27 protein-coding genes and 2 pseudogenes are annotated in these 24,500 nt (G+C 34.2%); 23 read left to right on the top strand and 6 right to left on the bottom strand.

From position 1 onward, the window contains the following. Positions 1-18: 18 nt before the first annotated feature. The 3 genes and pseudogenes from ACVWY7_RS13780 to ACVWY7_RS13790 all read right to left on the bottom strand — a co-directional run. A pseudogene (locus ACVWY7_RS13780) lies at positions 19-993 on the bottom strand (MFS transporter); the annotation flags it as partial. Beyond that, positions 987-1,325 (bottom strand): annotated as a pseudogene (locus ACVWY7_RS13785) (VOC family protein); the annotation flags it as partial. The pseudogenes ACVWY7_RS13785 and ACVWY7_RS13780, both read right to left, overlap by 7 nt. Before the next feature lie 166 nt (positions 1,326-1,491). Beyond that, entirely contained in the window at positions 1,492-1,611 is a 120-nt protein-coding gene (locus ACVWY7_RS13790) for a YjcZ family sporulation protein (RefSeq protein WP_000120179.1), read from the bottom strand. A 239-nt stretch (positions 1,612-1,850) separates the two neighbouring features. Here ACVWY7_RS13790 and ACVWY7_RS13795 point away from each other — a divergent pair, with 239 nt between their 5' ends. Then, positions 1,851-2,069 (top strand): aspartyl-phosphate phosphatase Spo0E family protein, encoded by a 219-nt coding sequence (locus tag ACVWY7_RS13795; protein WP_002080856.1) that lies wholly within the window; start codon positions 1,851-1,853, stop codon positions 2,067-2,069. A 54-nt stretch (positions 2,070-2,123) separates the two neighbouring features. Beyond that, entirely contained in the window at positions 2,124-2,312 is a 189-nt protein-coding gene (hfq, locus tag ACVWY7_RS13800) for an RNA chaperone Hfq (protein ID WP_000400658.1), read from the top strand. A 27-nt stretch (positions 2,313-2,339) separates the two neighbouring features. Here the strand turns inward: hfq and ACVWY7_RS13805 are convergent, their stop codons facing one another. Next, positions 2,340-2,942: an HD domain-containing protein gene (locus tag ACVWY7_RS13805; RefSeq protein WP_000400754.1), complete on the bottom strand. Its 603-nt coding sequence runs from the start codon at positions 2,940-2,942 to the stop codon at positions 2,340-2,342. 171 nt (positions 2,943-3,113) lie between these two features. Here ACVWY7_RS13805 and ACVWY7_RS13810 point away from each other — a divergent pair, with 171 nt between their 5' ends. From ACVWY7_RS13810 to ACVWY7_RS13840, 7 genes are all read left to right on the top strand, one after another. Then, positions 3,114-3,947, top strand: a complete 834-nt coding sequence (locus ACVWY7_RS13810; RefSeq protein WP_000502152.1) for a flagellar motor protein MotP — start codon at positions 3,114-3,116, stop codon at positions 3,945-3,947. 22 nt (positions 3,948-3,969) lie between these two features. After that, a complete protein-coding gene (locus ACVWY7_RS13815) occupies positions 3,970-4,647 on the top strand; it encodes an OmpA family protein (protein ID WP_000977942.1) in 678 nt (225 codons plus the stop codon). A gap of 150 nt (positions 4,648-4,797) precedes the next feature. Continuing rightward, complete coding sequence (locus ACVWY7_RS13820; protein WP_000940575.1) at positions 4,798-5,166, top strand: response regulator; 369 nt, start codon at positions 4,798-4,800, stop codon at positions 5,164-5,166. A 129-nt stretch (positions 5,167-5,295) separates the two neighbouring features. Continuing rightward, positions 5,296-7,299, top strand: a complete 2,004-nt coding sequence (locus ACVWY7_RS13825) for a chemotaxis protein CheA (RefSeq protein ID WP_105989097.1) — start codon at positions 5,296-5,298, stop codon at positions 7,297-7,299. A gap of 173 nt (positions 7,300-7,472) precedes the next feature. Then, positions 7,473-9,110, top strand: coding sequence for a flagellar motor switch protein (locus tag ACVWY7_RS13830; RefSeq protein WP_073522691.1), 1,638 nt, complete (start codon positions 7,473-7,475; stop codon positions 9,108-9,110). A 29-nt stretch (positions 9,111-9,139) separates the two neighbouring features. Next, a complete protein-coding gene (locus ACVWY7_RS13835) occupies positions 9,140-10,513 on the top strand; it encodes an Ig-like domain-containing protein (RefSeq protein ID WP_073522693.1) in 1,374 nt (457 codons plus the stop codon). A gap of 27 nt (positions 10,514-10,540) precedes the next feature. Next, positions 10,541-11,257 carry a hypothetical protein gene (locus ACVWY7_RS13840; RefSeq protein WP_000403974.1) on the top strand — a complete coding sequence of 239 codons (717 nt, stop codon included), beginning with the start codon at positions 10,541-10,543 and terminating at the stop codon, positions 11,255-11,257. A gap of 33 nt (positions 11,258-11,290) precedes the next feature. Here the strand turns inward: ACVWY7_RS13840 and cheR are convergent, their stop codons facing one another. Continuing rightward, entirely contained in the window at positions 11,291-12,073 is a 783-nt protein-coding gene (cheR, locus tag ACVWY7_RS13845) for a protein-glutamate O-methyltransferase CheR (protein ID WP_000582886.1), read from the bottom strand. 39 nt (positions 12,074-12,112) lie between these two features. Continuing rightward, positions 12,113-12,610 (bottom strand): hypothetical protein, encoded by a 498-nt coding sequence (locus tag ACVWY7_RS13850; protein ID WP_001020094.1) that lies wholly within the window; start codon positions 12,608-12,610, stop codon positions 12,113-12,115. Positions 12,611-12,753: 143 nt separating this feature from the next. Here ACVWY7_RS13850 and ACVWY7_RS13855 point away from each other — a divergent pair, with 143 nt between their 5' ends. From ACVWY7_RS13855 to fliI, 14 genes are all read left to right on the top strand, one after another. Further along, a complete protein-coding gene (locus tag ACVWY7_RS13855) occupies positions 12,754-13,218 on the top strand; it encodes a YaaR family protein (protein WP_000946323.1) in 465 nt (154 codons plus the stop codon). 16 nt (positions 13,219-13,234) lie between these two features. Then, entirely contained in the window at positions 13,235-13,687 is a 453-nt protein-coding gene (locus ACVWY7_RS13860; RefSeq protein WP_000275896.1) for a hypothetical protein, read from the top strand. Between the two features lie 17 nt (positions 13,688-13,704). Continuing rightward, on the top strand, positions 13,705-15,003 hold the full coding sequence (gene flgK / locus ACVWY7_RS13865; RefSeq protein ID WP_001239681.1) for a flagellar hook-associated protein FlgK: 1,299 nt from the start codon (positions 13,705-13,707) through the stop codon (positions 15,001-15,003). A 401-nt stretch (positions 15,004-15,404) separates the two neighbouring features. Further along, complete coding sequence (locus ACVWY7_RS13870) at positions 15,405-16,268, top strand: flagellar hook-associated protein 3 (protein ID WP_001266424.1); 864 nt, start codon at positions 15,405-15,407, stop codon at positions 16,266-16,268. Positions 16,269-16,288: 20 nt separating this feature from the next. Next, entirely contained in the window at positions 16,289-17,665 is a 1,377-nt protein-coding gene (locus ACVWY7_RS13875) for a flagellar hook-associated protein 2 (RefSeq protein ID WP_073522695.1), read from the top strand. 22 nt (positions 17,666-17,687) lie between these two features. Beyond that, complete coding sequence (locus ACVWY7_RS13880) at positions 17,688-18,056, top strand: flagellar export chaperone FliS (protein ID WP_001149509.1); 369 nt, start codon at positions 17,688-17,690, stop codon at positions 18,054-18,056. Then, complete coding sequence (locus tag ACVWY7_RS13885; RefSeq protein WP_001058076.1) at positions 18,046-18,318, top strand: hypothetical protein; 273 nt, start codon at positions 18,046-18,048, stop codon at positions 18,316-18,318. The genes ACVWY7_RS13880 and ACVWY7_RS13885 overlap by 11 nt, the downstream gene beginning before the upstream one ends. Positions 18,319-18,685: 367 nt before the next feature. Then, positions 18,686-19,093: a flagellar basal body rod protein FlgB gene (gene flgB, locus ACVWY7_RS13890; RefSeq protein ID WP_001113099.1), complete on the top strand. Its 408-nt coding sequence runs from the start codon at positions 18,686-18,688 to the stop codon at positions 19,091-19,093. 20 nt (positions 19,094-19,113) lie between these two features. Continuing rightward, entirely contained in the window at positions 19,114-19,527 is a 414-nt protein-coding gene (gene flgC, locus ACVWY7_RS13895; protein ID WP_000484673.1) for a flagellar basal body rod protein FlgC, read from the top strand. A 16-nt stretch (positions 19,528-19,543) separates the two neighbouring features. Beyond that, positions 19,544-19,843, top strand: a complete 300-nt coding sequence (fliE, locus tag ACVWY7_RS13900) for a flagellar hook-basal body complex protein FliE (RefSeq protein ID WP_000701686.1) — start codon at positions 19,544-19,546, stop codon at positions 19,841-19,843. A 22-nt stretch (positions 19,844-19,865) separates the two neighbouring features. Next, positions 19,866-21,440 carry a flagellar M-ring protein FliF C-terminal domain-containing protein gene (locus ACVWY7_RS13905; RefSeq protein WP_073522696.1) on the top strand — a complete coding sequence of 525 codons (1,575 nt, stop codon included), beginning with the start codon at positions 19,866-19,868 and terminating at the stop codon, positions 21,438-21,440. 13 nt (positions 21,441-21,453) lie between these two features. Continuing rightward, positions 21,454-22,458 carry a flagellar motor switch protein FliG gene (locus tag ACVWY7_RS13910; RefSeq protein WP_000883362.1) on the top strand — a complete coding sequence of 335 codons (1,005 nt, stop codon included), beginning with the start codon at positions 21,454-21,456 and terminating at the stop codon, positions 22,456-22,458. Beyond that, entirely contained in the window at positions 22,445-23,131 is a 687-nt protein-coding gene (locus ACVWY7_RS13915) for a FliH/SctL family protein (protein ID WP_000051723.1), read from the top strand. Before ACVWY7_RS13910 ends, ACVWY7_RS13915 begins: the two co-directional genes overlap by 14 nt. Beyond that, positions 23,128-24,432 carry a flagellar protein export ATPase FliI gene (gene fliI, locus ACVWY7_RS13920; protein ID WP_001080947.1) on the top strand — a complete coding sequence of 435 codons (1,305 nt, stop codon included), beginning with the start codon at positions 23,128-23,130 and terminating at the stop codon, positions 24,430-24,432. The genes ACVWY7_RS13915 and fliI overlap by 4 nt, the downstream gene beginning before the upstream one ends. The last annotated feature ends 68 nt before the right edge of the window (positions 24,433-24,500 follow it).

Consider the following 24,500-nt stretch of genomic DNA (forward strand, 5'->3'; position numbering starts at 1 on the left):
CCGCTTTTTATTTTTTAGTTAGTATTCTAATGACGATTCTGTAGCTTTAAAATATTTTTCTCGTGAAGACGTCATTACCTGGATTGCTAATAAACAGGAAAGGAAAAGAATGAGTAACGAGCTACTTATTACAGTAATTTGGACGGAAAGAAATTGTGCGGATGCTCCAATTGCTAAAATGAAAAAGACTTGGATAAAACTTTTTATGGAATCAAACACGCTATCAATACGTCCTATCATATGTACAGGTATGTTATTTTGATAAAATGTTATAAAGCCAGTACCAGCAAATGATGAAGAAACTCCAAGTAAAATAAAACCGCCTGCTGCGACGAGAAATGAATTTGAAAAGGCGAAAATTACATAGCCTATTGCTGTAAAAATCATACCGAATCCGATACAATATTGAATCGGTAATCGTTTAGCAAAGAGAGAAACAAGAAATGAACCGAAAACGTAAGCTGCACCAGTTATACTAACAAGCATGCTATATTCCATGTTGGATAAAAGCAGTACTTGATTTGTGAAAACAACTTCTTGTGAATCGAGTGCCATAGCGACAAGCATAGTCGCTTGAAATAAAACGAATATGAGAATAATGTAAGTTTCTGTTCGAGCAAATGAAAAAACTTGTTTCCAATCATTTCGTAATGTTTGTACGAAAGTATTTGCAACTTCTTCGTTTTGCTTTGTTTGTAATGCAATGTTTGGCAAGAAGTAAATGAGAATGGTAGAAAGTAGAAAGGAAAGTGAGTTGCAGTAAATAACAAAGGTTGCTGAGTGCGTGGTGAGAAGTATTCCAGCAAGAGCTGGACCGATAATGAAAGCTCCGCTTGTACAAAAGTTACTCCAAGCGTTGAATTGCGCGCGTTCTTCAGCACGTATGAGCATTGTTTTATAAGAAAATGAAGCCGGATCGAAAAATGATGTAGCAATGCGAGTCAAAAAGATAAAAATGTAAATGGCCCAAATAGAATCAAATAGTGGTATACAGCGGCATGTGCTAATTCAGGAAAAACAATTGGTTCAATTGGTTCCATTCCAAAGTCTTTTCGTGCTGAAATTCCTTTTTGATTTAGCCAATGAATCGCATTTTCTAAATCATGTAAACTTACTTGAAAGGCGATGTGTCGTAAAGAGGGATGATAATTCACTTTGTATTCTGTGCCTTCCCAAAGGCCGAGCCAGCTTTCATTTTCTTTAATCCAAAAGAAAGCAATATCATCTCCTCTTTTATATAATTTTAGTCCAAGTGATTCATAAAAAGATATTGATACTTCTAAGTTACGTACAGGTAAATGTGCTTCGTAAAGGCCTTTAATCATTGTAATCCTCCTAAGTAAAAATGCTTCTTATTTCATAGTAAACATTTTTTTATGAGTTGAAATCAGAAAAAAGAGGGACATAATTTCATACGAAAGTATGAAAAAACAGCTCAAATATGAGCTGTTTTCTTATAGTTTTTTGTTCATTTGTTAAGGATAGGATATATTAGTATCCGTATCCGCCGCCACCCCAACAGCTACATCCGATGATGATTAGAAGGATGAATAGTACGATAAGCAAAGCAAATCCACCGCCGAAACCAGCGCAACTTCCACCATAACTCATATGTGTTCCTCCTTTTGAGTAAGTTAATCTATATAATTCATGGACTACTATATACAGTATGTTTTTTGTATAGAAAAGGAGCCAGTCTCTTTTGTAATTAGACAAACGCCTGTATGGTCATTCTAATTGTATATAGAGCTACGGATATGGAGATGAATCGTTATATATTTTGCGATTTGTTCATAAAAAAATATAAAAATTGTAATAAAAACCATTTTTATATTTTTTTATGAGAGAATTTGTACTATAATTTTACAAGTAATATTATGGGAAAAGGGAGTTTTAGTGAAGAGATGGAGATGGGACAATTAAAAAATAAAATAGAAAACAAAAAGAAAGAGCTAATTCAACTTGTTGCTAGACATGGATTGGATCATGATAAAGTTTTGTTATTTAGCCGAGATTTAGATATACTTATTAATAAGTTTATGAATGTAAAAGATAAAGTACATAAATAAAAAATTTGTAGTTTTTTATATTAAGATATTCAATGAAAAAGGAGAGAGATGTATTTGGAACATTTACAAGAAGAGCTATATAAACAAATAAAAGAAGAAAAAGGTATTGTTACAATTTTTTTAAAGAGTGGCGTTAGAATAGTAGGAGAAATTGTTGCAATAGACAAATTTACCGTTTTAATGTTAGTTGATGGAAAACAACAACTTATTTACAAGCAGGCTGTATCAACAATAATGAAATAAGACACTCGTGCTGAGTGTCTTATTTCATTATTGCTTGCAAGCTTCAACGTCAATGCCAGCAGCTAATAATTTATTTTCACCATCTTGCTCAATGATTTTTTGTAATTTAGATAGGAAAGAATCAAAGTTTGTATGCTTTGCTACTTGGAATGTCATTTTATGTTCAATTGGCAGCCACGTATCAATATCAGCTTCGTTATGCTGAATTTTTACCTCAAGCTTATCAAGTGCGTTAGCAACTTTTGCTTCGTACGTTTCTTTCGCTTCAAACTCCATCCATAAATCATATAATTCCTCGCCGAGAGAACCTTTTAATGTTCGTTTAATATTTAAAATTGCTTCTTGTTCATTTATTTGTTTTTGTAGTTGTAATTCATGACTATTCATTGTATCAAAAGCAGGAATATCACCAGCTTCTGCTTCGACTAGGTCGTGAATAATCACCATTTTAAGTAATTTTTCAATATTTACTTTTTGATCTAAATAAGGTTCAACTAAAATGGCCATTAAAGACATGCGCCACGTATGTTCAGCAACGCTTTCTTGACGTCCGTTAGAAAGCCAGCTATGTCGCATTTCATATTTTAGTTTTTCTGCTAGTGCAATGACTTGTAAAATGTTATGTTCCATCGTGATCCTCCTCATATTTCCATACTACAATTCTAATATGGAAATGAAATGTGTCAATTTTATGAGTATATTGCGATAAATAGATGATAAGCGTATAATAAACATTATATGTGAAAACGCATTATTAAAATAAAAAAATGTTTTATAAAAATGAAAAGGAAGGGCAGGAATATGGGAGACGAAAATCAAGTGTTTGCTAGACCAGAAAGAAAAAAAAGGAAGTTTGATATTTCTAGCCCAGTGGGCATAATAGTAGGTTTTGCTATTGTAATAGCGGCAATTATGCTTGGCGGAGGCGGAATAAAAGCTTTTAAAAACTTTTTAGATGTTTCATCTATTTTAATTGTTATAGGGGGAACAACAGCGACAATTGTTGTGGCATATCGATTTGGAGAAATAAAAAAATATACGAAAAGTATTTTTACTGTTTTACATAGAAGAGAAGAAGATTTAGAACAGTTAACGGATTTGTTTGTTGATTTTTCGAAAAAGTCTAAAAAACACGGTCTGCTTTCTTTAGAAGTTGATGGAGAGCAAGTAGACAACCCTTTTATTCAAAAAGGAATTCGGTTAATGTTAAGTGGTTACGATGAAGAGGAATTAAAAGAAGTGTTAATGAAAGATGTTGAAACGGAAGTGTATGAGTTAAGAAAAGGAGCGGCGTTATTAGATAAAATTGGTGATTTCGCTCCTGCTTGGGGTATGATAGGGACTTTAATTGGTCTTATCATTATGCTTCAAAACTTGCAAGACACATCGCAAATTGGTACCGGGATGGCAGTTGCGATGTTAACGACATTGTATGGATCTGTACTTGCAAATATGATTGCAATCCCACTTGCTGAAAAAGTGTATAGAGGGATTGAGGATTTATATACAGAGAAGAAGTTTGTTATTGAAGCAATTTCAGAATTGTATCGTGGACAAATTCCGTCTAAATTAAAGTTGAAACTGGATACGTATGTATACGAAACAAAGATAAAAAAAGTAAAACGAGCAGCCTAATATTGCAAGGAGTGGTATGGTGATGATGAAACGACCGCAAAAGGGATCGCCTCGTTGGATGACGACTTTTACAGATTTAACGATGTTATTATTAACTTTCTTTGTATTACTAGTTGCTACTTCAAAGCAGGATGCAGTAAAATTGTCAAAGATGCTTGAAAAGTTTAGTGATACGGAGCAAGTAGATGCAAAAGTAATGGAAAATACAATACCAGATATTTCGCATGAAAAAAATGATGAAAAAATGATTTCGAAAAAAAGAATGGATGAATTATATAAGAAGTTAAAAGCATATGTAGATAATAACGGTATTAGTCAAGTGAATGTATATCGAGAGGATACGGGAGTAAGCGTTGTTATAGTAGATAATTTAATATTTGATACAGGTGACGCGAACGTTAAACCAGAAGCGAAAGAGATAATAAGTCAATTAGTTGGGTTTTTCCAATCGGTACCAAATCCCATTGTTGTAGAAGGACATACAGACAGTAGACCTATTCATAACGACAAATTCCCTTCAAACTGGGAATTATCTTCCGCACGAGCAGCAAATATGATTCACCACTTAATCGAAGTGTATAATGTCGATGATAAAAGGTTAGCTGCGGTAGGATATGCAGACACAAAACCAGTTGTACCAAATGATTCACCGCAAAATTGGGAAAAAAACCGTCGCGTTGTCATTTATATAAAAGAATAGTATATTATCATTTTAATAATAAAATAATAAAAATACGAAAATTCTTTTAAAAAAATATTAAATTTTATCATTTTATTTTGTATAATGAGTGAGAATGATAAGGTTAAATATTAAGATATATTTATACATAGAAGGAGAGAATCAAAAAGAATGGCACATAAAATTTTAGTTGTAGACGATGCGATGTTCATGCGAACAATGATTAAAAACTTATTAAAAAGTAATTCTGAATTTGAAGTAATCGGAGAAGCGGAAAATGGAGTAGAGGCAATTCAAAAGTATAAAGAACTTCAACCTGATATAGTTACATTAGATATTACTATGCCAGAAATGGACGGACTTGAAGCATTAAAAGAAATTATTAAAATTGATGCAAGTGCAAAAGTTGTTATTTGTTCTGCAATGGGACAACAAGGTATGGTATTAGATGCAATTAAGGGTGGGGCAAAAGACTTTATTGTAAAGCCATTCCAAGCAGATCGCGTAATTGAAGCTTTAACAAAAGTAGCAAACAGCTAATATAGAAGGGGTGCCACAAGGAATCTAAACATTGATAGCGGATATGCGTGTGGCCCCCTTTTTTCTCGTTTTAAAACACTAAATTGTTATACATGAATGAAATGTTTGTTAGACAGGTAGGGGATTAAAATGCAAACAGATCTATTAAATATATTTTTTGAGGAATCAGAAGAACATTTACAATCGCTAAATGAAAATGTGCTAACTTTAGAACAAAATCCTACTGATATGGATGTTGTGGGAGAAATATTCCGCTCAGCTCATACATTTAAAGGTATGTCAGCGAGTATGGAATTTACGGAAATGGCGGATTTAACGCATAAAATGGAAAACGTTTTAGATGAAATTCGTCATGGGAATATAGTTGTAAATGCGGAGATTATTGATGTGATTTTTGAGTGCATTGATAATTTAGAGAAGATGGTTGCAGATGTGCAGCAAGGTGGCATGGGCAATATTGATGTAGTTGCAACGAAACAGAAATTAGAAGCATTATTGAACGGCAATATAGAAATTCCTACTGAACATATAGAACAAGAAACCATAAATAACGATGATGCAGCTTCACATGAAGTGCATATAACTGTTGAGCAACAAGCTATTTTAAAAGCAGTACGTGCGATTATGTGTATTGAAGCGCTACAAAATGTAGGTAATGTAAAAAAAACAGTTCCTAGTATTGAAGAAATTGAAGCAGATGCTTTTGGGTTTGAGTTCACAGTATTTATGGATACTGATCAAAGTGAAGAAGAATTAAAACAAGTAGTGCTTCATGTTTCTGAAATTGAGAAAGTAGAAGTGAAGCAAGGACATACATCAAAAGAAGTAGTTTCGGAAAAATTGGTTACACAAGAAGTCGTACAAGAAGTTATACAAGCGGCTACGCATGTGGAATCAACTAAAGAAGTATCTAAACAATCTGCTAATGCTACACCAGCTAAAAGCACTGCAAAAACGAAAAATGGTAAAGTAGAAAATCGTTCCATACGTGTTCAATTAGAAAAAATTGAAAGATTAATGAACATGTTTGAAGAAAGTGTAATTGAGCGTGGTCGTATAGATGAATTGGCACAAGCAATTCAAAACAAAGAATTAATTGAGCATTTAAATCGATTAGGTGATATTTCAAAAGATATTCAAAATGTACTTCTAAACATGCGTATGGTGCCGATTGAAACAGTCTTTAATCGTTTCCCGCGTATGGTACGTATGTTAGCGAAAGATTTAGGGAAAAAAATCGATTTACAAATTACAGGTGAAGATACTGAAGTCGATAAAATTGTTATTGATGAAATCGGTGATCCGCTTGTTCATTTAATTCGTAATGCAATTGATCATGGGGTTGAAACTGTTGAACAACGTCGTGATGCAGGTAAAAATGAGACAGGTACAATTAAATTAGAAGCGTTCCATAGTGGAAATCATGTCGTAATTCAAATTACGGATGATGGAAATGGAATTCATAAAGGGAAAGTATTAGAAAAAGCGATTAAAAATGGTGTTGTAACAGAATCTGAGGCAAATAAATTAACAGACCGTGAAATATTTGATTTGATCTTCCAACCAGGATTTAGTACAGCTGAAGTTGTATCAGACCTTTCTGGGCGTGGGGTTGGATTAGATGTAGTGAAACATACAATCCATAGTTTAGGTGGACATTTAATTATTGATTCTGAAGAAGGTAAAGGCAGTACATTCAGAATTGAACTTCCATTAACGTTGTCTATTATACAATCTATGCTTGTTCAAACGAATGATAAACGTTATGCTTTACCTCTTGGTAATATTGTTGAAGCAATTCGAATTAAGAGAGAAGACATCCAATCCATACAAGGAAAAGATGTGTTAAATTACCGTAATCAAATTATTGAAGTGAAGCATTTAAGTACGGTATTTGGTGAGAAAACAGCAGATGAGGCGTTTGCGTCATATGATGGTCAAATGGTTCCTGTGTTAATTGTTCGTAATACACATCGCAGCTATGGACTTATTGTAAACACAATTATCGGTCAAAGAGAAATAGTCTTAAAGTCATTAGGTGACTTCTTTGCAGAGAGTTCTAATTATTTCTCTGGTGCGACAATTCTCGGTGATGGACGAGTGGTCCTCATTTTAAACCCAGAAGGTTTATAATAGGAATGAAGGAAAGCTCCCCACTTGTATACAATTGGGGAGCTTTTTGGTTAATCGTTACTAATCTGAAAATAGGAATAAATACATATTAACGTTTTATATAATAAGTTTGTTAAAATAAAATGAGAGTTTATATCATTTGATAGAAAAACAGAAATGAGGAGGCAGAGGAAATGCCTGAGCAACACACAAAAGGGGATACGAGCACAATTGTGCTAGAAAAAGAAAATGAGCATTTAACGCCTCAAGAATGCGATATTCTTGGCGAAATTGCAAATATATCATTTGGTTCAGCTTCGACTGTATTATCAACAATCTTAAATAGGCAAGTAAGCATTACTGCTCCTCGCATCGAATTGGTAGATTTATATGATTCAAGCGACGTCGAAGTTCCACACGTTGTACTAAACATTCATTTTACAAAAGGATTAGATATGGAAAACCTTCTTGTCCTTAAGCAAGATGTTGCATTATCCATTGCTGATTTAATGATGATGGGAACAGGTGAGGTGGAGGACGGAAAAGAACTTGGTGAATTAGAGCTAAGTGCTGTACAAGAAGCGATGAATCAAATGATGGGGTTCGCAGCTACATCTATGTCTGAATTCTTCCAAGATACAGTAGATATGTCTCCGCCGACAATTAAAGTTGTAAAGCTATCGGAAGAAATGGAGAAAATCTCGGAAATCGATGGAAATCAAACGATTGTTAAAGTATCGTTTGATTTAAAGATAGATAATCTTGTAAACTCTAAACTTGTGCAAATTGTTTCAATTGAACATGCGAAACAAATGATAAATAAATTAATGCAATTATCTGGTGAAGTAGAAGAGCAAGACGAGCCAGCAGAAGTAGTGGAAACTGAGATTGTAGAAGAACCAGTTGAAAAAGAGCATTTAACGCAAGAAGAGAAAGATGTCCTTGGTGAAATTGCAAATATTTCAATTGGTTCCGCTTCAACAGTATTGTCAACGCTTTTAAATCAGCCAGTTTCAATTAGTACACCAAATGTAGAAGCAATCAATGTTCGTCATTATGATGGAGTACCAGTCCCGTTTGTTATTTTAAATGTTGATTTTGTTGAAGGACTAAAGAATGAGAATGTATTCGTATTTACGAAAGATGTCGCTTTAACAATGGTAGATTTAATGATGATGGGGACAGGGGAAGTGGATCCAGAGAAAGAACTTAGTGAATTAGAACTGAGCGGTATTAAAGAAATCATGAACCAAATGATGGGGCATGCTGCAACGGCGATGTCAGAAATGTTTCAAGAAAAAATGGACATGACGCCACCAAATGTTAAATTTGTAACTTTAAAAGAAGAAATGGAATATTTGGGAGAGTCAATGGAAGTGGACGAACTCGTTCAAATTACGTTCAACCTTGAAATTGGCGACCTGCTTCAATCAAAAATGTATCAAATTTTACCGATTTCAGAAGCGAAAGAAATGGTAAGAAGACTTCTATATCCAATGGTGGAAGAAGAGATTGTTACGGAAGAAATTGAAGAAGAAAAAGTTGTAGAACCTGTTGCGCAACCTATTGAATTTAAAGAAGTAAAACAAATGGAACCAGTATACATGGACACATCCATCCTACAAAATGTAGAAATGAACGTGAAATTTGTATTTGGAAGCACAGTGAAAACCATTCAAGATATTTTAAGTTTACAAGAGAATGAAGCGGTTGTACTAGATGAAGATATTGACGAGCCAATTCGTATTTATGTAAATGATGTATTGGTGGCGTATGGTGAACTTGTAAATGTAGATGGATTTTTCGGAGTAAAAGTGACGAAATCGCTATAAGTCGTTGAAATAGGAGTTTGAGCTAGTAGATGAAAAACGTAAAGTTTTTTCTAATGAGCTGGTTATGCATACATGTGTGCTTGCTCTTCCCGCTACAAAGTAAGGCGGAAGAGCAAAATGTGCCAGAACAAAATATAAATGAAGTGAATGTGGAAGAAGAGAATAAGGAAGTTCAAGAACAGCCAGAACAAGTGGAAATGAAGCAAGATAAAGAGGAACAACAAGAAGCAAAAAATGAACAAGAAACCGAAAAGAAGATAGAGACGGATCAAGGGGTTATTACAGTAAATAAGCCGGAATTAAAAGTTGGCGAAGAAGTGCTGGTTATTGTAGAGCCGAAAGAGAAAAATGTTCAAAGTATAAAAGGTATTTTGCGCTTGCCAAAAAACGGCGATCAGTATGAACAAGAAAGAATGCTATCGTTTAAGTATGAAGAGGAAACGAAGCGATGGATTGCTAACTACAAGGTCGAGACTTTTGATTTGCAAGGTGATTGGAACCTTCAGCTCATTCAAAATTACAAAGAAAATGAGAAAGAAGAGCTCTTAGAAAATGAAGTGAAAGTCCCTTTTATTCGTATAAATAATGAAATGCCAACAATAGATAAAGAGATGCCGAAGTTGCATAAGGTTACGATTGACGAGGCGAAGGAGAACGTAATCGAACGAAAACAAGGCGATTCTATACGTGTACGAGTGAAGGCAACAGACGTAGAATCAGCCGTGAAAGAAGTTCGTGTTACATTAAAAGGAAAAGAAAATAAAGAGATTACATTTTTATTAGATTACAATAAGCGCGATATGGATTGGCAAAAGGTATTTGAAATAACGGATGCGTTGCCAAATGGGACATACGAACTATTTGTAGAGGTAGTAGACGCGGCTGGAAATAAATTGATTGAAGCAAGTGAGTATGTCGTTTCTGTTTTGGAGCAAAAAACAGAAGAGGATAAAAAGATAGAAGAACGAGAGAATGAAGATAAATTAGAAAATAAATTAGAAAATAAATTAGAAGATAAATTAGAAGATAAGAAAGAAACTGAGAAGCAGGAAGACACGAAAGTAGAAATCCCGCTTCCAGAAGAAAAACCGCCAGTTGTTCAAATTCCGAAAAAAGAAGAGAAAGTAAACGATTTTATAAAAGAACCATTGAAAGAGAAAGAAAGAATTACTTATGTTATAAAAGAGCCTCTCACAGGCAACAAGGAAGTAAATAAAGCGAAGGCTCAAAAAGATAAAGATAACAATCAAGTCATTTCGAAAAAGAAAGAGAAAAAAGAAGAGCCAGCAGATAAGAAAGAAGCTAAAAGTGACGAGGGAATACAAGCTTCTAATGTATTTGCTATTATGTCAGGTTTATTCGTATTGTTTTTAGTTTTAAAAAGTAATAAAGAATGGGGCTAATAATTTCATAGTAGTGGAGGCGCTTAGATGGAGATTAAACGTACGACAATTGAAAATAAGACGCTACAACCATTAAAACAGCCTGCAGCTATTTCAGAACATGAAATCCAGAAAGAACGAAAGCATAGTAATCTAGTGTTTACTGGACAGTCTAAGATTATTTCGAAAAATAATGAAATAGGGATTTTACTTGCGAGTTTAGGTGATGGAAAGGTTATGAAGGAAATGCTTTCTAAAGAGATGGATACAGTATTACAACTCTTTAAAAAGTTACATACGTTATCTGGAGAAGGAAAGCAAACAGATAAAATATTTGAACAAGTAATGAGAAGCTTACAAGGGCTTGTGAAACAGGCGCATATAAAAGAACTGCCTTTATTAGATGGAACGTATGATTTCGCTGAAGTACAACTATCATTTGGTAGAAAGGTACATATTCCATTATTAGATGTAAGTGCACTCCTTTCTAGAGTGGAAAGTGATTCTTCAGAAGGAAATATAAATTTAATGGTAACGGTTATTACTGCTTATATAACGAAATTGTCTAACGAAACCATATTAATTAGCGTTACAGATCGCACAGCTAAAGAGCGGGATACAAGCGTATGGAGAGCACTTGCAGAAATGAATATGACACAATTATCACAGGCTTTGAAACATACGATGCAAGAACATAAATGGTCTATGACGTTTCTTTTTCTCTTTGTATGGATTGTTGCTATTATTTTAATTCGAGTTATATAAAAAGGTCGTCACTTTACATTGTGACGACCTCTTTTATATTTTTTCGTAGAAGAATGTATCGAAGCGCTGAAGATTATAACGTTCAGGTGTTAAAATTTGTTCAGTACTACCAACAAATAATACGCCGCCTTTTCGTAAAGCACGACTAAACTTTTCATAAAGTTTTACCCTTGCTTCTTCAGTAAAGTATATCATTACGTTGCGACAAATGATTAAATCGTAATTTGTATCGAATGACTGCATTAACAGGTCATGCTGCTTGAACGTCACGTTTTGCTTAATGTTTTGGTGTAATGAATATATATCATTCTCTTTTGTGAAATGACGCTCTTTTAAATCGGCAGGTAATTCTTTTAAAGAACGTTCTGTATATTGACCGCGTTTTGCAGTTTCTAAAATGTGAAAATCAAGATCTGTTGCTTGTATTTCAAAACGATATGGAGCTAGGTGCTTCGATAAAATTAAAGAGAGTGTATATGGTTCTTCACCGGCAGCGCAAGCGGCACTCCATACTTTTAATTTTCCGTTATTTTGTTCGAGTAATTTTGGTAGTGCTTTCGTCTCTAACGTTTGCCAACGTTCTTTATTTCTAAAAAACTCTGAAACATTAATTGTAATATAGTCAATAAAACTTAAAAATAACTTTTGATCGGTACGTAAATTGCTTAGAAAACTAGTGTAGTTCTCAAAGCCCTTTCTCGAAATAAAAGCATCGATTCTACGACGCATTCTATCTTGTTTATATGAAGCGATATCCATATTGAATTGTTGTTTAAAACTCGCGATAAAATGATCATAATCTTGTTCAATTATCATATTTATAATAGGCACAATAACGATATTGTGCCTCCCCCTTTACATCATACGGATTTTTTGTTCAAAGTTTTTTTTCATCTGTTTTTCATGTAAACCTGGTAAATCATAAATAACAGCATCAATTCCTGCTTCTTTTGCAACGTCAACGGGAATGACAGATGTATGTTTGTCCCCATTATAAAAACAGAGAACTAAATCGGTATCTTCGATTATTTGTTTTACAAAAAACATATAATCTGATCGGTAAATGGAGTCGGAAGGATGATCAAAAGCGACATACTCGGCTCCGTGTTTTTTTAAGTAATCAACGACCTCTTGAAATTCATCTGTTAATGCTTGTAACGGCTGTAGCGTGTAAAGGCATAAATTTTGAGCGAGTCTTTCGTTTTCGATGAAAAAACGAAGAATCTCATTTTCAATAGATTTATAACATAATATGTAAATTTTATGTTTGTGAGCATAGTCAGTTAAAAATTTTTTTATTTCTTCCTGATCTAATGCTGTTAATTGATTTGAACCACAAAGAAAAATATTCATAGATTTGTGCCACCTCATGCTAAATTGTAACATATCTTTTATAAAAAATAACTGCAAAATATTAGTGTTCAGAGTATAATTATAAATAACTGGATTTTACGATTAAGTTTAGGAAGAAATAAAAAAATAAATAGGTGATATATATGCTGCGTTCAATCTCGCATAATCCAATTTTATCGCATATACCGCCTGCTACTCAAATGCCGAAAGAAGCAAATGTCAGAACAGGACTTGCATTTTCGGATAATTTGCATGCAGATCCGAAAAAAGATAAATTGCTAGAACAAATGGAAGCATTTGTCGATAACATTGGAGAAATTAAAGAGAAAATTGAAATGGAATTAACGCTTGATAATGTAATGGAATACAAAAATACAGTAAAATCATTTTTGAATTTTTACGTAGATAATGTATTGCAATATAAAGATGTCATGTCGCGTCATCCACGTTATGGCTATTCACAGAAAATGACGATTGTGAAACAGGCGGAAATGGGATTAAATGAGTTAGAAGATGTTATGAATTTAATTAATACGAAAACGGGACATTTAGAAATGTTAAATCAGATTGGAGAAATCCACGGTTTAATTGTAAATTTAGTCTTGTAAAAGGGAAGGAAACGATATGTATATACAATTATATGAAAAGCTCGTTATTATTCAAAAAGCATATGAAAACATTCAAACGCTTGGAGAACAAATATATGAGAATTTGAAACATAAAAATGTAAATGCAGTTCAAAAATTGCAAGTAGAGCAATTGCAGTACATAGATGGTTTAAAAGGATTATCAAGCTCGTTTGAAGAAATGGTTATTCAGTTTTGTAAAGAAAAGGGAATTGAACCGTTTCGCGTAAGTGCATTATTTTCGCATTTTTCTAACGAAGAAATTGAAAAAATGGAAGAATTACAAAAAAATGTAGCTGAATTAGAAGAGAATGTAAAAATGATTCTTTTGAAAAATCAATATTACTTAAACGTACTATTAAAAACTACAGAAAGTATTGTGGATTCTGTTTCTGAATATAATTTAGAGCGAAACAATAATTCACAAATCTTTATGAACGAACTATTGTAAAGGGGAAGTGAAACATTATGAGACTGTCTGATTATAATACACCACTATCGGGTTTGTTAGCGGCACAAATGGGATTACAAACGACGAAACAAAATTTATCAAACATTCATACGCCTGGTTATGTGCGTCAAATGGTGAATTACGGATCGGCTGGAGCAAGTCAGGGCTATTCACCAGAACAAAAAATAGGTTATGGTGTACAAACGTTAGGCGTTGACCGCATTACAGATGAAGTGAAGACGAAACAGTTTAATGATCAATTATCTCAACTCTCTTACTATAACTACATGAATTCGACTTTATCACGTGTAGAATCTATGGTTGGAACGACAGGAAAAAATTCATTATCTAGTTTAATGGATGGCTTCTTTAATGCTTTTCGTGAAGTTGCAAAAAATCCAGAACAACCAAATTATTACGATACATTAATTTCTGAAACTGGAAAGTTTACAAGTCAAGTAAATCGTTTGGCAAAAAGCTTAGATACAGCAGAAGCACAAACGACAGAAGATATTGAAGCGCATGTCAATGAATTTAATCGTCTTGCTGGCAGCTTAGCGGAAGCGAATAAAAAAATTGGACAGGCAGGTACACAAGTGCCAAATCAACTTTTGGATGAACGTGATCGTATCATTACAGAAATGTCTAAGTATGCAAATATAGAAGTGTCTTATGAATCTATGAATCCTAATATCGCGAGTGTTAGAATGAATGGTGTTTTAACAGTAAATGGACAAGATACATATCCGCTTCAATTAAATAAAGAAAAGGAACCAATGACTGCTGAAATTTACGGTTCGGAAATTCCTTTAACGAGTGGAGCAATCCAATCAGCGATCGATACGAAAGCGAAGATTGCTAGTTATAAGAAAAACCTTGAAGAACTAATGAGTTCTGTAAAGAATGAAGTGAACACAGTAATGGGGAAAGAGTTCTTTGTTGGAGATCAAGCGAAAGATATGAAATTAAACCCTGAATTTGCAAAAGATGTTTCGAAAATGAAAATATCAGCTGAAACAGCAAATAAATTAGCAGCAATTACAGATGGAAATTATAAAGAAGGTCTTTCTTATAAACAAGCATTAGACCAATTCGTAGTTGGTGTTGCATCTGATAAAAGTGCAGTGAATGCTTATCAAAAAATTCATGTGGATTTATTAGAGGGGATTCAGCAAGAAAAGATGGGTGTTGAAGGCGTTAATATGGAAGAGGAGATGGTTAATTTAATGGCCTTCCAAAAATATTTCGTTGCAAACTCTAAAGCTATTACAACGATGAATGAAGTGTTTGATAGTCTATTTTCGATTATTAGATAATGAGAGATAAAAACAAAACCCTTTTCTTTTATGTTTGAAGAGAGTGCCAGCAGAGTGTAGAAGCGGTCAGTGCCTAATAGAGGACCTATCGGTGTGAGACCAGAGATATGGAGCGGTTGCTGGATAAGTTAGAAGAGGGAACAGCCATGGTTCGCGAATGAATTGCTTTGTGTAGCGTCCTTTGTATAACGATGAATGAGTGACAAAACCGAAGATGTTTTCTTTTATGTTTAAAGAGAGAGCTAGCGGAGTGTAGAAGCGGTCAGTGCCTAATAGAGGACCTATTGGTGTGAGACCAGAGATACGGGGCGGTAGAGGAATAAGTTAGGTAAGGGTAGAGCCGGAAATAATTTTGGTTTCTTCTTCAAATTAATTTGAAATAGATAAAGGAGGATATAGAAATGAGAGTATCTACATTTCAAAATGCAAGCTGGGCAAAGAATCAGTTAATGGATTTGAATGTGCAACAACAATACCACCGAAATCAAGTAACTTCAGGGAAGAAAAACCTTTTTATGAGTGAAGATCCACTTGCAGCAAGTAAATCATTTGCGATTCAACATTCATTGGCGAATATTGAACAAATGCAAAAAGATTTAGCGGATTCGAAAAATGTATTAACACAAACTGAAAATACTTTACAAGGTGTTTTTAAATCTTTAACGAGAGCAGATCAATTAACAGTTCAAGCGTTAAATGGAACGAATAGTGAAAAAGAATTGAAGGCAATCGGTGCAGAGATAGATCAAATTTTAAAACAGGTCGTATATTTAGCGAATACGAAAGAGCAAGGTCGTTATATTTTTGGTGGTGATAGTGCGGAAAAACCACCATTTACAGAAGATGGTACGTATCAAGGTGGACCAGATGATGTGAACTGGCAACTAAATGACGGTTATGAATTAAAAGCATTTCGTAACGGCGAAGCACTATTATCCCCTGTTATAAAAACGTTAAAACAGATGAGTGAAGCGATGCAAAAGGGTGACCAAAAAGCATTACAGCCGTTATTAGGAGAGAATAAGAAAAATTTAGACGGCATCATTAATCGTACAACTGAAGTTGGTTCGACAATGAATACAATGGAGACGTTTAAAACAATTTTAAGTGAACAAAATTTAGCGCTTCAAGAAAACCGTAAAGAAATTGAGGATGTTGACTTAGCGGTAGCAATTTCTGATTTAGCTTATATAAACGCAACGTATGAAGCTACGCTTAAAGCGGTTAGTACGATGAGTAAAACGAGTATTTTAGACTACATGTAATCTATAAGGAGTGAGAAATTATGGCAGGAACATTAACGGGTATCGGTGGTAGACAACAAATATGGAACCTCGGAAATAATATGATCGATACATCTAACTTTGTAGAATTAGAAATGCAAGCGTTAGAAATGAGAAAGACGCCTTATGCTAATGAAAAGAACCAACTTTCACAAGATAAACTATTATATACAAGTTTAAAATCAGAATTTAGCTCTTTTACGCAAACTTTTAAAAACTTAGCGGCTTTTAAAGGAAATGAGAAAAAGGTAACAACATCACAAGACGGTTATATTAATGTAAAAGCTGATGGTGGCGCGATCGCTGGAACTTTTAATATGACGATTACACAGCTTGCGCAGCGTCATCAAATAGCTTCTAAAGAAATTGATGTAGATGCAAAGCTTAATAGAGATGAAACATTAAAACTAGGTGGTAAAGAATTAAAAGTAACATCTGATATGACATATAAAGATTTAATTAATAAAATTAATGATGGAGATTACGGCGTATCAGCTTATACACTTGGGAATAAAATTTTCATGACCTCAAAAAAAGAGGGAGAAGATGGAGTAATTAATTTTAAGGACAATACATCTACATTGTTTCAAGATATAGGGTTAGCTAGTAAGGATGGCGTAGCGGTTAATGTAATTAATGAAGCGCAAAATGCTGAATATACGATTAATGGTATTAAAGGTAAAAGTTCTACCAATACAGTTGAAGCTCTTCCAGGTGTGAAAATTGAATTATTGAAAGTAACTGAGCCGAAAGTAGAAGGAACACCAGATGCAGGTACAACAACAGAACCAAAAGCAAAAGGGATAGATCTAAAATTCACAGTAAGTGACTCAAACGTAACAGACGCAGCAAATGTTATTAAAAAAATGGTTGCGGATTATAATAAAGCTATTTCTACAGTAGATATCTTTGCTGGAAAAGGCGGGGCGTTCCAAGGCCAAGCTATTATGCAAAGTGTGCGTCAAGCTATGAACAATGTTGTAACTTTTTCACAAGATGGTAATTACTTATTCTCATTTGGTATTCAATTAAAACAAGATGGAACGATGGAAGTTAATGATGAAGCATTAACGAAAGCGTTAAAAGAAAAACCGGATGCAGCGAAGCAATTTTTCTTTAGTTCTAACGGTTTAGGAAAAATGATGGAAGAGCCACTTGATAAGTTATTTGGTGATAAAGGTGTAGTCGGAGAGAGAGTAAAAAGCATTGACTCACGTGTAAGTGATTTAGATAAAAAGATTAAAGATATTGAGACGCAAAACTTGCAAAAACAAGATGAAATTGTGAAGAAGTATCAAAAACTAGAGAGTACATTAGCGGCGCTAGATAGCCAATTAAAAACAATTAAAGCAATGACAAAACAAAAAAGTGATGATTAATGAAAGGTAAGGAAGTGATTGTATGCAAGCATGGCAACGTTATATGCAAAATGATATTATGACGAGTAATCCGATTAAAAATACAATTTTTATTTATGAGAGATGCATTGTAGAGTTTCGTAATTTAGAAGAACTGCTACATGCTTTTAAACTACAAGAAGGAGATGCACTTCTTGAAAAGTTAGAACGTATTTTTGAAGAATTGAAGCTTCAATTAAATCCTGAAATTACGAAGGATTTATATGATAGTTTATATGGCTTATATGATTGGATTAGCATTCAAATTCAAACAATGAAAGTAACACGTGAAGCAAAAGACATTGATGCGATTGTGAAAGTGTTACAAGATTTAATAGACGGTTACCGCGGAGCACTTGAAAATGAACAATGATATTTATCGGACGTTTGTCGGCTGTTTTAATGAAATCGGTGAATTGCAAGTGTCAGATGAAGAGTTTGCTGAGAAGAGTGAAATGTTAAATCGCTGGATGATGACATTGGATGAGGAAACGCGTGCGCAAGTTGCAGCAGAAGTAAGTCCATTCATTATTAAGGCGGCACAGCATATTCGAGATAAGCAAAAGATTTTGGAAGAAATGATTATGACAAATGATGGGCGCATGAAAGCTAATTCATTTTACGGTAAATTTTAGTGGTAGAGTATAGAAACGGATTCCCCTTTAAGAGGGGATCCATTCCTTTATTTAAATAAAGATTTCCGCTGATTGAGGTTTCATTTTATGACTGTAATGAAAAATAGTAGTAATCTAAATAATGTGAAAATGAACTTTAGTTTGTAAATCATAGATTGAAATGTTTCATAGATTATTGCGTGTATACAGTTTTTTTGTATTCTTTTTTATATTTTTGTATTTTTCTAAAGACAACAATGGAAAAATGGAATAAAATATGTAAGGGTACATGATTGTTAATATTTTAATAAACACATATAAGAAAATAAATAATGAAGTGAAACTTCCATCAGTGGATCATTAAGTTAAAAAAGAAAGGGTGTGGAATATGCCAGATTTAGTGAGTGATGTAGGCCATTATATGAATTATTTAGTGACGAAACGAAATACTGTTTCTAGTAATATTGCAAATGCGAATACACCCGGCTATAAAGCACAAGATGTAACATTTGCTGAGCAAATGAATAAAAGTAGTGCATTATATAAGAACAATGCTGCAGACTTAAAGAGCAATCCAGATTTATATCAAACGAATGAAATGCACTTACCGACAGTAAATACGAAAAATACATATGCAAAGATTCAAACAAAATCAATGCAAACGAATAAAGATGGAAATAGTGTGGATGTAACGACAGAAATGCTAGATTTAATGAAAGCAAATCAGTTATATGGTATTTCAATTAACGCGATTAATACACAATATGCAATTAACCAAGCGGCACGCGGACGTTAAAAGTAGAAGGAGAGACAACGATGTTTCAGGCAATTAATGCAAGTGGCTCAGGACTAACGACAGCGAGAAAGTGGATGGAAGTTACTTCAAATAATATTGTAAATGCAAATACAACGGCGGCTCCGGGGGCAGATTTATATGAGCGTCGTAGTGTAGTGCTAGAATCAAACAATAGTTTTGCAAATATGTTAGATGGGTCTCCTACTAATGGAGTAAAAATAAAAAGTATTGAAGCAGATAAAACTGAAAACTTAGTGTATGACCCAACACATCCGCATGCAAATGAAGAAGGATATGTGCGTTATCCAAATATTGATGTGACTGCTGAAATGACGAATGTAATGGTTGCCCAAAAAATGTACGAAGCAAATACAAGTGTATTAAATGCGAATAAAAAAATGCTTGATAAAGATTTAGAAATTGGCCGAGGATAAGGGGGAATATAGTAATATGAAAATCCAACCAATGTTAAATACGCAACCATTTGGTGTGGTTCAGCAAATTGGTGCACCAAAAAATTCTCAAACATCAGTAGTTGAGGGGAAAAAGTTTATCGATTTATTGGAAGATATGAATCAAACACAAAACAATGCGCAAACAGCAGTATATGATTTACTAACTAAAGGGGTAGGAGAAACGCATGACGTTTTAATTCAGCAGAAGAAGGCTGAGTCTCAAATGAAGACGGCTGCTCTCGTACGTGATAATCTTATTGAAAATTATAAGTCACTAATTAATATGCAAATTTAGGAAAGTGGACGGGTGTGTTTAAATGGAAAAGATGAAAAATGTTATCCAATCGTTAAAAACGTGGCATAAGTTAGTAATCGGTGCTGCGCTTTTAGCGATTGTAACAGGAGCACTTTTATACTTCACCTTGCCAGATAAATATGTTGTTGTATATCAAAATTTAAATGATGCAGATAAGCAAGAGATTACAGCAGAATTATCAAAGTTAGGTGTCGATTATCAGTTAGCGGCCGATGGATCGATTCGTGTGCAAAAAAATGATGCTCCATGGGTGCGAAAAGAAATGAATGGGATGGGCTTACCGTTTAATTCTAAAAGCGGTGAGGAAATTTTATTAGAAAGCTCGCTCGGTTCAAGTGAGCAAGATAAAAAAATGAAGCAAATTGTCGGTACGAAAAAGCAATTGGAGCAAGATATTGTAAGAAACTTTGCGACAGTTGAAACGGCGAATGTTCAAATTACATTACCTGAAAAAGAGACAATTTTTGATGAAGAAAAAGCAAAAGGAACAGCTGCGATTACTGTTGGGGTAAAACGTGGACAATTATTAACTGCTGATCAAGTTGCGGGTATACAGCAAATGATTAGTGCAGCAGTTCCTGGGGTGAAAGCAGAAGAAGTAAGTGTGATTGATAGTAAAAAAGGTGTCATCTCAAAAGGGGCAGATGAAGCGCATTCTACTAGTTCCTCTTCTTATGAAAAAGAAGTAGAGATGCAGCATCAAATTGAAGGTAAATTAAAGCAAGATATTGATGCAACGTTAATGACGATGTTTAAACCGAATGAATATAAAGTGAATACGAAAGTATCTGTAAACTATGACGAAGTTACACGTCAGTCAGAAAAGTATGGTGATAAAGGTGTACTTCGTAGTAAACAAGAGCAAGAAGAAAGCTCTACTGCACAAGAAGGTGCAGAGACGAAGCAAGGCGCTGGTATTACAGCGAACGGCGAAGTACCAAACTATGGTACGAACAATAATCAAAATGGTAAAATCGTCTACGATAATAAAAATGGTAACAAAATTGAAAACTATGAAATAGATAAAACAGTTGAAACAATTAAGAAACACCCAGAATTAACGAAAACAAATGTTGTAGTATGGGTAGACAACGATACGTTAGTAAAACGAAAAATAGATATGACTACTTTCAAAGAAGCAATTGGCACAGCTGCTGGGCTTCAAGCTGATCCGAATGGAAACTTTACAAACGGTCAAGTTAACGTTGTAACTGTTCAGTTTGATCAGCCGAAAGAAGAGAAGGAGAAAGAACCAGAAGAAAGCGGCATAAACTGGTGGTTATTCGGTGGAATTCCAGCTGGTTTATTAGCGATTGGTGGTCTAGTATGGTTCTTCTTAGCAAGACGTAAGAGAAAGAAAGAAGAAGAGGAATATGAAGAATACTTAGCAGAAGAGGAAATTGCTGCAAGTAATGAAAGTATTATGGAAATTCCTGAAGAGAAAATAGTACCAGAACCAAAACCAGAACCAGAAGAACCGAAAGAACCGACGTTAGATGAACAAGTGCAGGATGCTACGAAAGAACATGTAGAAGGAACTGCAAAAGTAATTAAAAAATGGTTAAATGGACAGTAAGGGAGGAACAACGATGTTAGATGAAATCTCCTCCAAAGAAAAAGCTGCCATCCTTATTCGTACATTAGAAGAAGGGGTGGCAGCAAAAGTCATTGAATATATGACGGCTGAGGAAAAAGAAGTATTACTTCGTGAAATCGCGAAGTTTCGTGTATATAAACCGGAAACGTTAGAAAATGTACTAGGGGAGTTCTTGTATGAATTAAATGTAAAAGAATTAAACCTAGTGACTCCAGATAAAGAATATATTCGTCGCATATTTAAAAATATGCCAGAAGACGAACTAGAAAAATTATTAGAAGATCTTTGGTATAACAAAGATAATCCGTTTGAATTCTTAAATTCACTTACAGATTTAGAACCACTTCTTACTGTACTTAATGATGAATCGCCACAAACGATTGCGATTATCGCTTCTTATATTAAACCGCAGCTTGCTTCTCAATTAATTGAGAGATTACCAGATCATAAGCGAGTAGAAACGGTAATGGGGATTGCGAAGCTAGAGCAAGTAGATGGTGAATTAATAAATCAAATTGGGGATTTATTAAAATCAAAATTAAATAATATGGCGTTTAATGCAATTAATAAAACAGATGGTTTGAAAACAATAGTAAACATTTTAAATAACGTTTCACGAGGTGTTGAAAAAACAGTCTTTCAAAAGCTGGATGAAATGGATTATGAGTTATCTGAGAGAATTAAAGAAAACATGTTTGTATTTGAAGACTTACTGGGACTTGAAGATCTCGCACTTCGTCGTGTATTAGAGGAAATTACAGATAATGGTGTTATTGCGAAAGCACTTAAAATTGCAAAAGAAGAAATTAAAGAGAAATTATTTACATGTATGTCTTCAAACCGTAAAGAGATGATTCTAGAAGAATTAGATGGCTTAGGACCGCTTAAGATGACGGATGCTGAAAAGGCACAGCAAACGATTACAGGCACAGTGAAAAAGCTAGAGAAGGAAGGAAGAATTATCGTTCAAAGAGGTGAAGATGATGTCCTTATTTAAAAACAGAATTCCGAAGAATTCTGTTTCTTTTTCTGAAGAAACGTATGAATTACAATTTCCAAAACCAATACCAGTTCAAGTAGAAGAAGAAATACAGGTGGACCATGAAGAGCTTCTTGCACAGCAACAATCATTACATACTGAACTGAATCAACTAAGGCAAGAACAACAAATGTTAGAACGAGAGCGTCAACAGTTATTACATGATCAAGAACAATTTCAAATACATGTACAGCAGCAGATGAAAGAGATAGAATCCGCACGTATACAGTTTCAAAAAGAACAACAAGAAACAGCGTACGAATGGACGGAATTATTATGGGATCAATCTTTTCAACTAGCAGAAAAAATTGTAAATCAAGCAGTAGATTCGCGCTTACTTGATGTGTTACCTATTTTAACTGGCATCGTTCAAACATTGCCTACTTCGTTTGAAAAACTAGTCATTACCGTACATCCAGAAACATTTGAACGTATTCAAGAAGAGAAGGAAAATACGAAAGAATATTGGTTACTACAATTAGTAGAATGGAAATACGATTTCTCCTTACAGTTCGGTGAATTTGTTCTAGAAGAAGAGAAAGAGTTCTTTGAATTTAAATTTGCACCTATATTTGCGAAACTTCGCCAGAAATGGGAAGAAGAGAAGCTATTTGAGGAGCAAAATGTATGAATCGACTATTAATGAATGAAAACCAAAAATGGAATACGTTTATTGAAACACCGTTTTATACGAAAGTCGGTAAAGTTCATAGTGTACAAGAACAGTTTTTCGTAGCGAAAGGGCCAAAGGCGAAAATTGGAGATGTTTGTTTCGTTGGAGAACATAATGTTTTATGTGAAGTGATTGCGATTGAAAAAGAGAACAACATGTTACTCCCGTTTGAACAGACAGAAAAAGTATGTTACGGAGATTCAGTTACACTAATTGCAGAAGATGTTGTTATACCTCGTGGCAATCATTTACTCGGAAAAGTGTTAAGTGCAAATGGCGAAGTACTAAATGAGGATGCAGAGAATATTCCACTGCAAAAAATAAAACTAGATGCCCCGCCTATTCATGCATTTGAACGTGAAGAAATTACCGATGTATTTGAAACGGGAATCAAATCTATTGATTCCATGTTAACAATTGGCATCGGTCAAAAAATTGGTATCTTTGCAGGTTCTGGTGTTGGTAAATCTACTTTACTCGGAATGATTGCGAAAAACGCAAAAGCTGACATTAATGTTATTAGTTTAGTAGGAGAACGTGGCCGAGAAGTAAAAGACTTTATTCGAAAAGAATTAGGTGAAGAAGGAATGCGAAAAAGCGTCGTTGTTGTAGCGACGTCAGATGAAAGTCACCTAATGCAACTTCGTGCAGCGAAGCTTGCGACATCTATTGCTGAATATTTCCGTGATCAAGGTAATAACGTACTACTTATGATGGACTCTGTTACTCGTTTTGCTGACGCGCGTAGAAGTGTGGATATTGCCGTTAAAGAGTTGCCGATTGGTGGTAAAACACTCTTAATGGAAAGTTATATGAAGAAGCTATTAGAGCGCTCTGGGAAAACACAAAAGGGATCCATAACAGGTATATATACCGTACTCGTTGATGGGGATGATTTAAACGGCCCTGTACCAGATTTAGCACGTGGTATTTTAGATGGACATATTGTATTAAAGCGTGAACTTGCAACGCTCAGTCATTACCCTGCCATTTCAGTGCTAGATTCAGTAAGTAGGATTATGGAAGAAATTGTGTCATCTAACCATTGGCAACTTGCAAATGAAATGAGAAAAATCTTATCTGTTTATAAAGAAAATGAATTGTATTTTAAATTAGGGACGATTCAAGAAAATGCAGAAAATGCTTATATTTTTGAATGTAAAAACAAAGTAGAAGGTATAAATACGTTTTTAAAACAAGGTCGATCTGATCGTTTCCAATTTGATGATATTGTTGAAGCGATGCACCATATCGTATAAGACCTCTGCCCAAGAGGTCTTATTTTTTTGTTTTTTAATATTTCACAGATTTTTTTGGAAAAAAACTA

This window comes from Bacillus sp. TE9106W (genome assembly GCF_054062215.1).

What these genes read in the sequence shown, in the direction of transcription:
- flgK (WP_001239681.1), top strand. Translation starts at nt 13,705, where the DNA reads ATGAGACTGTCTGATTATAATACACCACTATCGGGTTTGTTAGCGGCA.
- ACVWY7_RS13880 (WP_001149509.1), top strand. Translation starts at nt 17,688, where the DNA reads ATGCAAGCATGGCAACGTTATATGCAAAATGATATTATGACGAGTAAT.
- ACVWY7_RS13905 (WP_073522696.1), top strand. Translation starts at nt 19,866, where the DNA reads ATGGAAAAGATGAAAAATGTTATCCAATCGTTAAAAACGTGGCATAAG.
- fliE (WP_000701686.1), top strand. Translation starts at nt 19,544, where the DNA reads ATGAAAATCCAACCAATGTTAAATACGCAACCATTTGGTGTGGTTCAG.
- ACVWY7_RS13835 (WP_073522693.1), top strand. Translation starts at nt 9,140, where the DNA reads ATGAAAAACGTAAAGTTTTTTCTAATGAGCTGGTTATGCATACATGTG.
- ACVWY7_RS13860 (WP_000275896.1), top strand. Translation starts at nt 13,235, where the DNA reads ATGTATATACAATTATATGAAAAGCTCGTTATTATTCAAAAAGCATAT.
- ACVWY7_RS13850 (WP_001020094.1), bottom strand. Translation starts at nt 12,610, where the DNA reads ATGAATATTTTTCTTTGTGGTTCAAATCAATTAACAGCATTAGATCAG.
- ACVWY7_RS13915 (WP_000051723.1), top strand. Translation starts at nt 22,445, where the DNA reads ATGTCCTTATTTAAAAACAGAATTCCGAAGAATTCTGTTTCTTTTTCT.
- ACVWY7_RS13855 (WP_000946323.1), top strand. Translation starts at nt 12,754, where the DNA reads ATGCTGCGTTCAATCTCGCATAATCCAATTTTATCGCATATACCGCCT.
- cheR (WP_000582886.1), bottom strand. Translation starts at nt 12,073, where the DNA reads ATGATAATTGAACAAGATTATGATCATTTTATCGCGAGTTTTAAACAA.
- ACVWY7_RS13910 (WP_000883362.1), top strand. Translation starts at nt 21,454, where the DNA reads ATGTTAGATGAAATCTCCTCCAAAGAAAAAGCTGCCATCCTTATTCGT.
- ACVWY7_RS13830 (WP_073522691.1), top strand. Translation starts at nt 7,473, where the DNA reads ATGCCTGAGCAACACACAAAAGGGGATACGAGCACAATTGTGCTAGAA.
- ACVWY7_RS13820 (WP_000940575.1), top strand. Translation starts at nt 4,798, where the DNA reads ATGGCACATAAAATTTTAGTTGTAGACGATGCGATGTTCATGCGAACA.
- ACVWY7_RS13840 (WP_000403974.1), top strand. Translation starts at nt 10,541, where the DNA reads ATGGAGATTAAACGTACGACAATTGAAAATAAGACGCTACAACCATTA.
- ACVWY7_RS13810 (WP_000502152.1), top strand. Translation starts at nt 3,114, where the DNA reads ATGGGAGACGAAAATCAAGTGTTTGCTAGACCAGAAAGAAAAAAAAGG.
- ACVWY7_RS13885 (WP_001058076.1), top strand. Translation starts at nt 18,046, where the DNA reads ATGAACAATGATATTTATCGGACGTTTGTCGGCTGTTTTAATGAAATC.
- ACVWY7_RS13875 (WP_073522695.1), top strand. Translation starts at nt 16,289, where the DNA reads ATGGCAGGAACATTAACGGGTATCGGTGGTAGACAACAAATATGGAAC.
- flgB (WP_001113099.1), top strand. Translation starts at nt 18,686, where the DNA reads ATGCCAGATTTAGTGAGTGATGTAGGCCATTATATGAATTATTTAGTG.
- fliI (WP_001080947.1), top strand. Translation starts at nt 23,128, where the DNA reads ATGAATCGACTATTAATGAATGAAAACCAAAAATGGAATACGTTTATT.
- ACVWY7_RS13825 (WP_105989097.1), top strand. Translation starts at nt 5,296, where the DNA reads ATGCAAACAGATCTATTAAATATATTTTTTGAGGAATCAGAAGAACAT.
- ACVWY7_RS13790 (WP_000120179.1), bottom strand. Translation starts at nt 1,611, where the DNA reads ATGAGTTATGGTGGAAGTTGCGCTGGTTTCGGCGGTGGATTTGCTTTG.
- ACVWY7_RS13815 (WP_000977942.1), top strand. Translation starts at nt 3,970, where the DNA reads ATGATGAAACGACCGCAAAAGGGATCGCCTCGTTGGATGACGACTTTT.
- flgC (WP_000484673.1), top strand. Translation starts at nt 19,114, where the DNA reads ATGTTTCAGGCAATTAATGCAAGTGGCTCAGGACTAACGACAGCGAGA.
- ACVWY7_RS13870 (WP_001266424.1), top strand. Translation starts at nt 15,405, where the DNA reads ATGAGAGTATCTACATTTCAAAATGCAAGCTGGGCAAAGAATCAGTTA.
- ACVWY7_RS13805 (WP_000400754.1), bottom strand. Translation starts at nt 2,942, where the DNA reads ATGGAACATAACATTTTACAAGTCATTGCACTAGCAGAAAAACTAAAA.